This window comes from Coprobacter fastidiosus, assembly GCF_030296935.1.
Taxonomy (GTDB): Bacteria; Bacteroidota; Bacteroidia; order Bacteroidales; family Coprobacteraceae; genus Coprobacter; species Coprobacter fastidiosus.
In genome coordinates this window covers 1,193,965-1,206,869 of the sequence record NZ_AP028032.1, presented here as the reverse complement: position 1 = coordinate 1,206,869, position 12,905 = coordinate 1,193,965, and the positions used below count along the sequence as shown (strand labels likewise).

The window sequence follows — 12,905 nt, the reverse complement described above, 5'->3', positions numbered from 1 at the left end:
AACGTGTATAAATCAATCTAAACGGCCATTATTCTTGTTATACATGCAGATTAAGAGCCTATCTGAATTTTGTCGGGGCAGATTTGTGAGTTTTCTTTTAAGAACATATTTCTGTTCAGAGGAAAATGCAAAAGTAACCGGATAACATTTTCTTATCAGAGAATTTAGATAGACTTTAAACATTTCGAATTAATATGATAAATCAATAAAAGTAAAGATTATGGAACTTACGACTTTTAATTTTTGGGGAAAGACCAAATATTGGTGGGGAATAATGCTGGTAGGGATTTTGTTGATACCTGCGGGTTTATGGTTGTTGTTTCAACCGGTTATGGGATATGCTGTCATTTCGATGCTGTTAGGATGGGGATTGATACTTTTCGGAGTGGTTCAATTAACTGTTTCGGGAGATATAGAAAAACGAGGACAAGGATGGGGCTGGTGGCTTGCTGGAGGAATATTCGATATATTTATCGGATTTTTGTTGATCAGCAATTTGGCATTGAGCGAATTGACTCTTCCTTATTTTTTCGCTTTTATATTTTTGTTTAAGGGACTTAGCAATATTATTTCTGCATTTTCTATGACATCGGCTTATAAATATTGGTGGCTGTATTTGATTAACGGAATTATCATGCTTTTGATCTCATTCTTGTTTTTCTTTACACCTTTTACTGCAGCCTACAGTATCGTATTTCTCTGTTCATTTGTTTTTGTTTATTGGGGAGTGGCATTGATTATCTTCTCTTATGATGTAAAGCCAGACAAGACAATAGAACAGCCTAAGTAATCAGGCCAATTGTGTTTTATATATTTCCTATTTTCTTTATCGATAAGGCATGTTTTGCGTGAGCAAAGCATGCCTTTTAATGTATTTTATAGGGTAAATTATTCATTATTAAGTATTCTTTGACCAGTATAAATCTTATCTTTGCTTCGGGATGCAGCGAAATATCCGAATTGTTGCATCTTTACAATAAGATAATGCTTGTTCTTGTATTTATTCGTTGATGTATAGACATTTGAATAAAATATAATATATGGTAAAGAGTGACAGTATAGTTAAACTTTTGCCGGCAGGACAAGTCAAAATAGAAAATTATTATAGGGAGGACATCGCAATGAAAATAAAAAGATTATCGTCTGTCCTGATATTTTTAGGATTATCGGTTGTTGCTTTTGGGCAAAAATATATTCCCGAAGATGATTTATATTATCAGCCGAAAGATAAAAATCCGATTGTAGAAAAGAAAAAACAGGAAAAATCGACTTCGGTTTATCAACAGCCGGTAGCGACGACAACAACGACTACTACAACAGTTACGACAACTACTGCTCAATCTGATTATGATCGGGAAGTAGATGCATATAATCGCCGTTATTCTCCGGAAACTACAGATACGATTCCATCTATTACTCTTGATGAGTTTACCCGAATGGCTCAGAAGAATGAGCAGGATGCGGATGATGATAATACGGGATATTATCTTAATGGTTTTGAAGGTTCTCAAAGTGATCTTGAATATGCCGAACGGATACGCCGTTTTCACAATCCGAAATTTACCATACATATTTCCGATCCTGCTTATACGGATATATATTTCTTAGATCCTACGGATTGGAATGTATATATTGATAATTCGTATGCATTTGTGACACCGACATGGACCAATCCATGGTATTGGAATTATATGTGGGCGCCTTACAGTTATTCGAGTTTGTCTTGGCGTTGGAATTTCGGGTTCGGTTCATGGGGATTCTCATGGGGATATGGTTATCCGGGATGGGGCTACAATCCTTATTGGGGTTGGGCAGGACCATGGTATCCGCATTGGGGCTGGGGAGGTCATCACCATCACCCCGGCTATTATCCCGGACATCGTCCCGGATGGAATAACGGACGGGATATCCGTTATTCGAATGGTGGACGAACGACTTACGGAAATTACGGTTCTTCAAATCGTTATAGTGGAGGAAGAAACACTATAAATACCCGTCCGTCTTCTACGGGGAACAAATACACTTCGGGGGCTTCTTCAAGCAAGCAACCTATAATGAGAGAAACCAATTCGAATCGTGGACGTACTCGTATCGGTACATCAAGTGGTAATTCTACGTATAGCCGTCCTTCAGGAACAACCAATCGCCGATCGACTTATACTCCGGGATCTTCTTCAGGACGTACTTCCGGCTCTTCATCGCGAGTACGGAACAGTAGCGGAGGACGCAGCACATATACTCCATCAAGCAGTCAGAGGCGGGAATCGAGGAGTAGCTATAGCCCGTCCACATCTCGCAGTAGCGGATCGAGCGGTAGTGTTGGCCGTAGTAGCGGAGGTTCCCGGGGGCGTACGAGATAAAGAGATAAGATAAGTTTAAGATAATATTCGATAATGAAATAGTGTAATGAAAGCCCATAATCATTGTGAATGAGAATTCGAGGAGTGATGTGGGCTTCCGTTTTTTATATCAGAAATATTTATGAAAATGAAACGGTCAATTTGTATTATGGCGATAACGATGTGTTGCGTAGCTTCGCTATTCGCGCAAGGCAGTATGAATGCCTATAATTATTCTCGTACCGATATAAAAGGTACGGCCCGTTACATGGGAATGGGAGGGGCTTTTGGAGCTTTAGGCGGTGATATATCGACGTTGTCGCAAAATCCGGCGGGTATCGGAGTGTATAGAAGTAATGAAATCGTTACGACTTTGGGTATAGCCGGAATTTCTGCGGAGACAAAAACTTCTGTCAATGTGAGTAATAATCTGACAAAATTTGTTTTTGATAATGTCGGTATAATAGGAACTTTTAATACCGGAAAAGATTTGGGAATGGTCTCTTATAATTTCGGATTTGCGTATAATCGTCGTAATTCTTATGATCAGACATATCGGGTACAATATAGCAATCTTCGTTCCTCTGTAACGAATTATATTGCCGATAAATCTTTCGGAATTTGGGAGAACGATTTGGCCGGAGCTGATGTGCAAAGTGGGGATGCTTATGATATAAACGGCCTTCCTTGGTTGAGTATTTTAGGATATGAGTCGTTGCTGATCTCTCCTCAGGAAAATCCGGAAGGAGGTTATTATGATGACAGTTATGAGGGCCTTTTCGGAGCAAAAGCCACCGGATCGGGATCGCTTTATGTCAGGGAAAGAGGTCGGACAAACGAATATACGTTCAATTTCGGGGGAAATGTGTCGAATGTGGTTTATTTCGGAATAGGGCTCGGTATAATGGACTTGGATTATGAAATGACTTCTTCTCATGATGAAAATTTATCCAATACATCAGGATTTGTTCCTATATATGAGGAAGAAGATGGTGATAATGGTCAGGTTTATAATTATCCGATAACGAGCAGTAATTTCTCTTTATGGAATCGGTTGAAAACAGAAGGTACGGGTTTTAATGTCAAACTCGGATTAATAGCTCGTGTTACCGATTATTGGCGATTGGGCTTGGCGTTTCATACACCGACCTACTATTCGATGAGCGATTATTATATGGCGAGTGTGGACAATAGCTATACTTATTTAAAAAATAATAGTAATGAATCGCGTAATGATATTACCGATAGTCCCGAAGGTCGTTATGATTATAGTTTGGTTACTCCGTGGAAATTTATGGCGAGTACGGCATTTATAATCGGGAAAAAGGGAATTGTCAGTTTTGATTATGAATATACGGCGTATGACAAAATGAGTTTAAGCGAAACCGACGGATTGGAGATGAATGATGTCAATGATGATATTTCTTCTTATTTTAAAGCTGGACATACATTCCGGGTAGGAGGAGAATATCGCATTACTCCTCAGTTAAGTGCTCGTTTGGGATATGCCAATCAGTTATCTCCTATGAAAGTGAGTACAGAAGATGAATTGAATATCGCGGGTATGGCTCCTCACTATACGCTTGATCGGGGTACGCAATATTATACTTGTGGTTTGGGTTATCGGTTCGGAATTTTTTATGCAGATATGGCTTATATTCATAAAAATGCAAAAAGCGATGTTTTAGCGTTTTCCCCGATTCCGAGTACGGGCCTGACTTCGGAGGTAGCTACTTTGCATACTAAAAATAATTCGTTTATATTGACTCTTGGTTTTAAGTTCTGATAAGAAGCTGAATCTCTTTATCGGAAGATTTAGGCAGCCTTTAAGGTTTATTGAATGAGAATGTAATATTTTTTATGCCCGACTTGTTCGGGCGTTCTTTTGTTAAACAGATCGAATGAAAGATTTTATAGAAAAAATCAGAAAAGTATATCCTCTTTCGGATGAAGCGTTGTCCTTGTTTATTGCAGAGACAGAACGAGTATCTTTTCCGAAAGGTCATTTGTTGATACGAAGCGATGTTAAAGAAAAATATTCTTATTTCATTATAAAGGGATATGCACGGGGATTTTTTTATAAAGAAGATCGGGATGTGACTATTTGGTTTGCCTCATCGGGTATGTCGTTATTATCGATGAATGGTTATATGTTTGGTTCTGCAGGATATGAAAATATCGAATTACTTGAGGAGTGTGACTTGTTGAAAATATCGAATGATGCTCTTAACCGGCTTTTCGACCGTAATATCGAATTAGCTAATTGGGGAAGAAGAATGTCTGATCAGATAATTTTAGAGTTGGAGAAATTGATTATGGAACGTTGTTTTATTTCGGCTTCCGAACGGTATCATCTGTTGATAGAGCAAGAACCGGAAATTTTACAAAAAGTGCCACTCAGACACATTGCTTCCTATTTAGGTATTTCTCAAGTTTCTTTGAGCCGGATACGTGCCGGAATACAATAATAGGTCTCTGTTCTTTTTTTACATATGTAAATTGATAATTGTTTTATTATTCCCAATTTTGCGCCTCGAAAAATACTTTACTTTAAAAATAGAGAATAAATGAAACAATTCAGAGGCATATTTTTAGCGATATTATCTTCTTCTACGTTCGGGATGATTCCGTTTTTTGCTTTACCGGTCATACAGGAGGGAGTAGGTATCGATTCTATATTGTTTTACCGTTTTGCCGTATCAGCAGTTATAGTAGGGCTTTATTTGTTATTTGTAAAGAGCGATTTTCGTATTACGGCTAAGGAACTTGTTACATTATTTTTTCTTGGAGTTTTTTATGCCCTTACTTCTTTATGCCTTACGGCGTCTTATTTGTATATTCCCAGCAGTGTTGCGACCACTGTGCATTTTTTATATCCGGTATTGGTGACGACTATTATGATATTATTTTTCAAAAGTAAGGTTTCTTTATCTGTTGTTACGGCGGCGGTGATGGCGATTGTCGGAGTCTATTTTTTAAGTGGAGGCAAGGATGGGGGAGTCATTAATGTAAGGGGATTGGCATTGGTCTTAGTAACGGTGCTCACTTATGCGATATATATTGTCGGTGTGAATAAGTCTTGTGTTCAAAAAATGGACGGGTTAAAAATGACTTTTTATGTTTTGTTGTCATCGGCACTTATTTTTGGAGGAAATCTTTTGATAAAGGGAAACGGTTTAGATGCGATTCCGTCTTATAAAGCAGGCATAAACTTATTTTTACTTGCACTGATCCCGACCCTTATTTCTGATTTTACTTTGATTTTAGCAATTAAGCAAGTCGGGTCTACTATTACTGCTATCTTGGGCTGTATGGAGCCTCTTACCGCATTGTTCTTAGGAGTATGTTTTTTAAATGAGACTCTTGATGGGGAACAGTTGGTCGGTATCTTTGTTATTTTATCGGCGGTGTTTATTATTATATCCGAGAATAGGATAAATAGTGATTTTGTAAAACGGTTTATTCCCGTATTTTTGTTTAACCGTTCTAAATAAATAATCTATGATGCAATTAATTCGAATTACTGATTCTGATGATGCTTTCTTGAAAAGACTCATTTCTTTATATGAAGAATCTTTTCCATTGGAAGAAAGACGCCCGGTAGAACAATTGAAACGTTTGATAAAATCTGCCGACTCGATGCATTTTAATGCTGTCGTTTTGGATGGAGAATTATGCGGACTTTTTGTGTTTTGGGATTTCGAAACATTCTATTATCTGGAACATTTCGCTATATATCCTCATTTAAGGAATAAGAAAATCGGACAGCAGGTTTTAGATTATGTGGCAAGGAATCTTTCGGGATTGAGATTGCTTGAAGTAGAGCCCGCAATTGATGATGAGATTGCTATACGACGTGTGGAATATTATCGTAGAAACGGATATAAGGTTCTTGAAAAAGAATATATCCAGCCTTCTTATCATAAGCGAGAAGATGCATGTCCGTTATGGATTATGGGAAACGAGAACTCTGACTTTTTACCTCAATATATAGAGCGGATTAAAGATGAGGTTTATCGCCGGAATATATCGGAATAGCAATAGTTTATAAAAAAATCACCGGAAAGAATAAGTTGTATTCCGGTGATTCTTTTTATTGAAAAATTTACCCAATCTTAGAAGATCGCTCCTTTGGTACTCGGTAACTCATAGTGGAATATATCTCGTCGTATAGCCATTTTTAGGGCACGAGCCAAAGCTTTGAATATTCCTTCTATTTTATGGTGTTCATTGTCTCCTTCAGCTTTGATGTTGAGATTCATTCGGGCTGCATCGCTGAACGACTTAAAGAAATGGAAAAACATTTCCGTAGGCATGTCTCCGATTTTCTCTCTTTTAAATTCTGCATTCCATACCAGCCATGCCCTTCCTCCGAAGTCCAATGCGACAGAACAGAGGCAGTCATCCATTGGCAGATAGTAACCATACCGTTCTATGCCTCTTTTATCTCCTAAAGCTTTGCCGATAGCTTCACCAAGAGCGATACCTGTGTCTTCGATTGTATGATGTTCATCAACGTTCAGGTCTCCTTTTACCTGAATTGTCAGGTCTATTCCCGAATGTTTTCCGATCTGATCGAGCATATGATCGAAAAATCCGAGTCCGGTAGAAATATTACATTTACCGTTACCGTCTAAATTGATCGTTACATGTATGTCGGTTTCAGAAGTTTTACGTATTATTTCTGCACGTCTTTCTCCGGCAAAAAGGAATTCTGTGATTTTATCCCAGTCGGGAGTGACCAATACGCAGGTTTGATCGAGCCCGTTATCTGTTATTTCTTGTAATCCTTGTTCTTCATTTTTTAAGAATATTCCCCGACAACCCATATTTTTTGCAAGCTGCATATCGGTGATGCGATCACCTATGACAAAAGATTGTTTCATGTCATAACTTCCGTCAAGATATTCTTTTAACATTCCGGTTCCGGGTTTTCGAGTAGGGAGATTTTCTTCAGGGAAAGAACGGTCTATTAAAATATTATCAAAAGTCACCCCTTCATTTTCAAAAGCACGTATGATTTTATTTTGTGCAGGCCAAAAAGTCTCTTCAGGAAAAGAATCTGTCCCTAAACCGTCTTGATTACTTACCATGACCAATTCGAAATCGAGTTTTTCTTTAATGAAATGCAGGTTGCGGAATACTTTCGGAATAAATTCTAATTTTTCAAGACTATCCAGTTGATAATCGACAGGAGGTTCTACTACGAGAGTTCCGTCCCGGTCTATGAATAGGACTTTTTTTATAGAGTTCATAACGTTACTTTTTTTAATGCGTCGATCAATGCCTTGTTTTCTTCGGGTGTACCGACTGTAATACGGAGGCAGTTTTCGCATAAGGTGATCTTGTTGCGGTTACGGACGATGATCCCTTTTGCGACCAAATAATCATATAAGGCTTGAGCGTCCCGGGTTTTTACCAGTAAAAAATTTGCATCGCTTGGGTATATGTGCAGTATGACCGGAAGTGCGGATAACTCTTTTTGAAGGATTTCTCTTTCTGAGACAAGCTCTTTTACCCATGCTTGTATTTCTCCGTTTCGTTTCAAGAGCTCCAAAGCGTGTTCCTGTGTCAACCGGTTAATATTATAAGGATATTTTATCTTATTGAATATCTGAATAATATTTTTTGATGCAAAAGCCATTCCTAAACGTATTCCTGCACTTCCCCATGCTTTGGAAAAAGTCTGTAATACCACCAAGTTAGGGTATTGGTCGAGTTTCTCCAAAAGAGAAGGATAAGCAGAGAAATCTATATAGGCTTCATCGACAATAACAATGCCTTGAAAATTATCTAATATATACCGTATCTTTTCAAAGGAAAACGAATTCCCCGAAGGATTGTTCGGAGAGCATAGAAATAGCAGTTTACTGTTAGAGTCGGCTTCTGCCAAAAGTTTGTCCGGTTCGAAATCGAAATCGTTGTTGAGTCGGACAGGGCGGTATTCCACATTATTGATGTCGGCGCATACTTTGTACATTCCGTAGGTCGGATCGATGGCTATAACGTTGTCTATACCCGGCTCGCAGAAAGCCCGATATAAGAGATCTATCGGTTCGTCGCTTCCTACGCCGAGAAAAATAGACTCTATGTTTACCCCTTTTAAATCGGCTATTTTTTCTTTAACTTTCCATTGTAGAGGGTCAGGATAGCGGTTATACGGAGTATTGTACGGATTTTCGTTGGCATCGAGAAAAACAGATGCTTCACCTTTAAATTCATCTCGTGCCGAAGAGTAAGGCTTGAGCCTCCATATATTGGGTCGAACCAGTTTTTCTAATTTTTTCATGCTGTGTTTATTATTGGTTTATTTTTGCGAGTCTTACCGATACGGCGTTTTTATGAGCGTCGAGCATTTCATTGGCGGCCATTGTCTCTATAGTGTTCCCGAGATTCTGCAGTCCTTTCCGGCTGATTTCCTGAAATGTTATCTTTCGTATAAAGCTGTCCAGATTTACTCCGCTGTAAGCTTTTGCATATCCGCTTGTCGGTAAGGTATGATTTGTTCCCGAAGCATAGTCTCCGGCACTTTCAGGAGTATATGGTCCGAGAAAGACAGATCCTGCATTGATGACTTTTTCACTCAATTCCTGGTAGTTACTGCTTTGAATGATGAGATGTTCGGGAGCGTACTCATTGGTAAGGTCGATCACTTCATCCCAGTCGTTTAATAATACAAGGCGGCTGTGTTCTAATGATTTTTTTGCCAGATCTTTTCTGGGGAGCTGTTCGAGTTGACGCTCGATCTCTTGTTTTACGTTTTCGATCACCGATTTTTCGGTAGTGAGCAATATCGATTGACTGTCTGCACCGTGTTCGGCCTGTGATAAAAAGTCCGAAGCCACAAATTCGGGAAAAGAAGAGCTGTCTGCAATAACTTCGACCTCTGATGGTCCGGCAGGCATATCTATTGCTACATCTTTCAGGCTCACGATCTGTTTTGCTGCAGTTACGTATTGGTTTCCGGGACCGAATATTTTATAAACTTTAGGAACACTTTTCGTGCCGTATGCCATTGCTCCGATTGCTTGAACACCTCCTAATTTGAAAACCCTATCGACCCCTGCGGTACGAGCTGCAAAAAGAATTGCCGGGTGGATGTTTTCGTTTGCGTTACACGGGCTGCACATGATGATCTCACGGCAGCCGGCGATGCGAGCCGGTACGGCAAGCATTAATACCGTAGAGAACAAAGGTGCTGTACCTCCCGGAATATAAAGCCCGACTCGTTCTATGCCTACTGCTTTTTGCCAGCATGTTACTCCTTCGGTAGTCTCTATTTTTTGAGGTGTTATAGCCTGTGAAGCATGGAATTTAGCTATATTTTTTTTTGCCGTCAAAATAGCTTCTTTCAACTCTTTGTCAAGCAGCTTTTCGGCTTCGGCGAATTCGTTTTCCTGAACTTCCAGTTCTGACAATCTGACTCCTTGAAATTGTTCTGTATATGAACGTATCGCACAATCTCCGTTTTCTCGGATTTCGTTTAATATGTTTCTGATCTTTTCGTGTAAGGCTAAAGTATTCAAATGCGGACGTTCAGTGATTTTGTTCCAGTCATCTCGGGACGGATATTCGATGATTTCCATAATTATAATACCATTTTTTCGATGTTCAGTACCAATATACCTTCAGCTCCGGCAGTTTTTAGTTTGTTGATGATTTCCCAAAAACGTTTTTCTTCAAGAACCGTATGCACCGAACTCCATCCCTCTTTTGCGAGAGGCATGATGGTGGGACTTTTGATTCCCGGTAAGACCTCAAGTATTTTATCTAAAGAGTTATTGGGAACATTCATCAGTATATATTTTTTGTCTTCGGCGGCTTGAACGGCATTGATTCGGAATATCAACTCTTCCAGTATTTCGAGTTTTTCGTCTGTCAGATTATTGTTGGCAATGAGTATAGCCTCCGATTCTACAACGACCTCGACTTCTTTCAGTCGGTTACTGACAAGGGTACTTCCCGAACTCACAATATCGAAAATCGCATCGGCAAGGCCTATTCCCGGAGCAATCTCTACAGATCCTGTGATAACGTGTATATCGGCATTTATGTGGTTGTCTTTTAGAAATTTGTTTAAGATTACCGGATAAGATGTCGCAATTTTACGTCCCGAGAACCATTCCAGACCTTGATACTCTTCGTCTTTAGGAATTGCGAGAGAAAGCCTGCATTTGCTGAATCCCAGATTTTTAACGATGCGAGCTTGCTTTTCCTTTTCCATAAATTCGTTTTTACCTACGATCCCTATGTCGGCGACACCGGAAGAGACCGAATCGGGAATATCATCGTCTCTTAGAAAAAGAATTTCTACGGGAAAATTCCGGGCGGGGATCAATAAAGTTCGTTTGGCTGAGGATAATTTGATTCCGGCTTCCGTGAGAAGTCCCATTGTGTCTTCATATAAACGACCTTTTGATTGAACAGCAATGCGTAACATGATAAATTGTTTTTATAAGTTTATAAATTAATTTTGTTCCGGACATAAAAAAAAGGCTTACCCGATCGGCAAGCCTTCTATTTATATTTCTTTTTTACAATACAATTACAGCTCACCTCATTTGAGTTAAGAATGATGATGACCGTGATGTAAAGTAATATTTGTCATAAGTCTTTTATTTTGATGTTGCAAATGTACATTAAATATTATTATTTGCAAATAATATGGCGTTTTTTCTTTTTGAATGTTCTTGAAAAAATGTCGAAACCGATAATTCGTTATTTATTTTTCTCTTTTTGACAAAGGAATGAAAGCTCCGAGAACGATACCGAATATTCCGTAAGCGATAAGCATACCGATTGTGTCTAATATGAGGTTCGGAAGAATGATATTATCCACTGCTATGTATAGACCTATTTCCATTAATATAGCTATTACGATCCCATATATCAAGCCCCTTATCCAATCATTTTTTGCCCAACTCAGTATTTTAATAAAGAAAAGACTGTATATGAATGCAAATATCCAGCCTGCAATTAATTGCAAGAAGAAAGCTCCTAAAATAGAATCGTCTGCTATTGATGATAAAAATATAGGTGAAATATAATTGAATGATCCGCTGATATTTTCGATAAAAGAGACAAATAATAAGGCAAGGGTTGCAAAAAATCCTCCTATGATAGGTTCTTGTATTTTTTTCATATTACTATAATTTTGCGGTTTGAAATAAAAAGATAACCGATATTTGTAGTGTTTATTCGTTTAGAGATCTCTTCAACAAACCGGACGATTTGTTGGTTAAACACATTTTATGGTCATTTTGTTTTTGTGTATTTATTTTTCGGGACGAAAAAATATTTAAAATTCGGAGAATTTTTTGTTGCAGTTGGATGGAAATAGGGGAGAAATAAATAATCTTAGAGCCTGTTTGAATTTTGCTCGGGTCAGGTTTTGGAGTTTCTTTCCGTTTTGTTTTCCTGTTTCTGTATATCATGTAGTCCGACATTCTTTATCGAACTGAAAAACGCTCTCAAAAGATTCTCAGAAAATGTCTGTACGAAATTTGGGTGAGCTCTTACTTTTCTTCTTTTATTTCTTCAAACTCGACATATTCACCATCTGTTTTGTCGAATATTTTTTCTCTTCTTTTTTGGTAAGTATACCATTTTGTTGAACTGCGTCCGTCCTGACGATTGCCGGAGTTTTTTGTCGTATCGGCAGGGTTACGTCGTGTATTTCCAAAAAGGACACGTATTATTGTGCCAATAAAACCTAATCCTAAAAGAAGGATAAAGATGAATATAAATAGGAGACTATAGAGAATAATAACCATAACTGAGAATATTTTGTGTGCATCGATTATATTTTAACAAAAACCGTTCCGTTTTTGTTTTCACAGTTTTATATTAATAACTGATAAAACGATGTAAAGTACAATGGCTGCGGCGAATCCGCCGAATCCGAATAATGTAATAAAGACTATTGCTCCTAATAAAAGAATATACCGTATGTAATTATTACGCAATGATAAGTCTTTAAATTTTAAAGAAAACATCGGCAATTCGGATACCAATAAATAGGAAAAGATTAGGATCAAACAGCCTAATACATAAATATTGAATCCGTTTTCAAGTCCCCAAAAGCAAACTCCGATCCAGAAAAGTGCATCAGCTGGAACCGGTAATCCGATGAAAGACGTAGTTTGACGTGTATCGATATTGAATTTGGCCAGTCTCAAACCGGAGAAAACCGGTATTAAGAATGCTAAATAAGGGAAGTATTCTTGAATGAATATCGGATATTCGGGAGTGATTAATTGTCCGGTAAAAGAGAATATCAAGATACCTGGAGCCATGCCGAAACTGCTCAGGTCTGCTAAAGAATCCAACTCTTTTCCCATAGGGGAGTAGGCATTTAATAATCGGGCGGCAAATCCGTCCATAAAATCGAACAGTGCAGCCAGACAGATAAACAAAGCAGACGTTTCAAAATCGGTTTTAAATGCGAAAAGACAAGCAAAACATCCGGATAGTAAATTCAGACATGTAATTGCATTGGGTATGTGGACTATAATTTTTTTCATAATGATGTCATTTAGGCCTTGTCTTTTCCTGTTTTTCGACAAA

General features: G+C 38.3%; 13 protein-coding genes. 6 read left to right on the top strand and 7 right to left on the bottom strand.

The genetic code is table 11. The annotated features are described in order from the left end of the window. The first annotated feature begins 220 nt into the window (after window positions 1–220). The 6 genes from QUE35_RS04850 to QUE35_RS04825 all read left to right on the top strand — a co-directional run bounded on the left by QUE35_RS04850 (window position 221) and on the right by QUE35_RS04825 (window position 6,377). Window positions 221–790: an HdeD family acid-resistance protein gene (locus QUE35_RS04850; RefSeq protein WP_009316508.1), complete on the top strand. Its 570-nt coding sequence runs from the start codon at window positions 221–223 to the stop codon at window positions 788–790. Between the two features lie 250 nt (window positions 791–1,040). After that, window positions 1,041–2,360 carry a hypothetical protein gene (locus QUE35_RS04845; RefSeq protein ID WP_022602799.1) on the top strand — a complete coding sequence of 440 codons (1,320 nt, stop codon included), beginning with the start codon at window positions 1,041–1,043 and terminating at the stop codon, window positions 2,358–2,360. A gap of 127 nt (window positions 2,361–2,487) precedes the next feature. Continuing rightward, window positions 2,488–4,125 carry an OmpP1/FadL family transporter gene (locus QUE35_RS04840; RefSeq protein WP_169721145.1) on the top strand — a complete coding sequence of 546 codons (1,638 nt, stop codon included), beginning with the start codon at window positions 2,488–2,490 and terminating at the stop codon, window positions 4,123–4,125. A gap of 115 nt (window positions 4,126–4,240) precedes the next feature. After that, window positions 4,241–4,807: a Crp/Fnr family transcriptional regulator gene (locus QUE35_RS04835; protein ID WP_009316511.1), complete on the top strand. Its 567-nt coding sequence runs from the start codon at window positions 4,241–4,243 to the stop codon at window positions 4,805–4,807. 99 nt (window positions 4,808–4,906) lie between these two features. Continuing rightward, window positions 4,907–5,833 (top strand): EamA family transporter, encoded by a 927-nt coding sequence (locus QUE35_RS04830; RefSeq protein WP_009316512.1) that lies wholly within the window; start codon window positions 4,907–4,909, stop codon window positions 5,831–5,833. A 7-nt stretch (window positions 5,834–5,840) separates the two neighbouring features. Beyond that, window positions 5,841–6,377 carry a GNAT family N-acetyltransferase gene (locus tag QUE35_RS04825; RefSeq protein WP_022602802.1) on the top strand — a complete coding sequence of 179 codons (537 nt, stop codon included), beginning with the start codon at window positions 5,841–5,843 and terminating at the stop codon, window positions 6,375–6,377. A 77-nt stretch (window positions 6,378–6,454) separates the two neighbouring features. On the opposite strand, the gene hisB is transcribed toward QUE35_RS04825, so the two are convergent. The 7 genes from hisB to pssA form a co-directional block, all read right to left on the bottom strand. Continuing rightward, the gene (hisB, locus tag QUE35_RS04820; RefSeq protein WP_031258916.1) at window positions 6,455–7,585 is read right to left on the bottom strand and encodes a bifunctional histidinol-phosphatase/imidazoleglycerol-phosphate dehydratase HisB; all 1,131 of its coding nucleotides are present in this window, start codon (window positions 7,583–7,585) and stop codon (window positions 6,455–6,457) included. A gap of 5 nt (window positions 7,586–7,590) precedes the next feature. Further along, on the bottom strand, window positions 7,591–8,628 hold the full coding sequence (gene hisC, locus QUE35_RS04815; protein WP_009316516.1) for a histidinol-phosphate transaminase: 1,038 nt from the start codon (window positions 8,626–8,628) through the stop codon (window positions 7,591–7,593). Between the two features lie 10 nt (window positions 8,629–8,638). Continuing rightward, window positions 8,639–9,925, bottom strand: a complete 1,287-nt coding sequence (gene hisD / locus QUE35_RS04810; protein ID WP_022602806.1) for a histidinol dehydrogenase — start codon at window positions 9,923–9,925, stop codon at window positions 8,639–8,641. Between the two features lie 2 nt (window positions 9,926–9,927). Beyond that, window positions 9,928–10,779 carry an ATP phosphoribosyltransferase gene (hisG, locus tag QUE35_RS04805; protein WP_009316521.1) on the bottom strand — a complete coding sequence of 284 codons (852 nt, stop codon included), beginning with the start codon at window positions 10,777–10,779 and terminating at the stop codon, window positions 9,928–9,930. 282 nt (window positions 10,780–11,061) lie between these two features. Continuing rightward, window positions 11,062–11,481: a DUF6789 family protein gene (locus QUE35_RS04800; protein ID WP_009316523.1), complete on the bottom strand. Its 420-nt coding sequence runs from the start codon at window positions 11,479–11,481 to the stop codon at window positions 11,062–11,064. A gap of 373 nt (window positions 11,482–11,854) precedes the next feature. Beyond that, complete coding sequence (locus tag QUE35_RS04795; protein WP_022602809.1) at window positions 11,855–12,112, bottom strand: DUF4834 family protein; 258 nt, start codon at window positions 12,110–12,112, stop codon at window positions 11,855–11,857. Between the two features lie 60 nt (window positions 12,113–12,172). Continuing rightward, on the bottom strand, window positions 12,173–12,862 hold the full coding sequence (gene pssA / locus QUE35_RS04790; protein WP_022602810.1) for a CDP-diacylglycerol--serine O-phosphatidyltransferase: 690 nt from the start codon (window positions 12,860–12,862) through the stop codon (window positions 12,173–12,175). Between the last annotated feature and the right edge of the window lie 43 nt (window positions 12,863–12,905).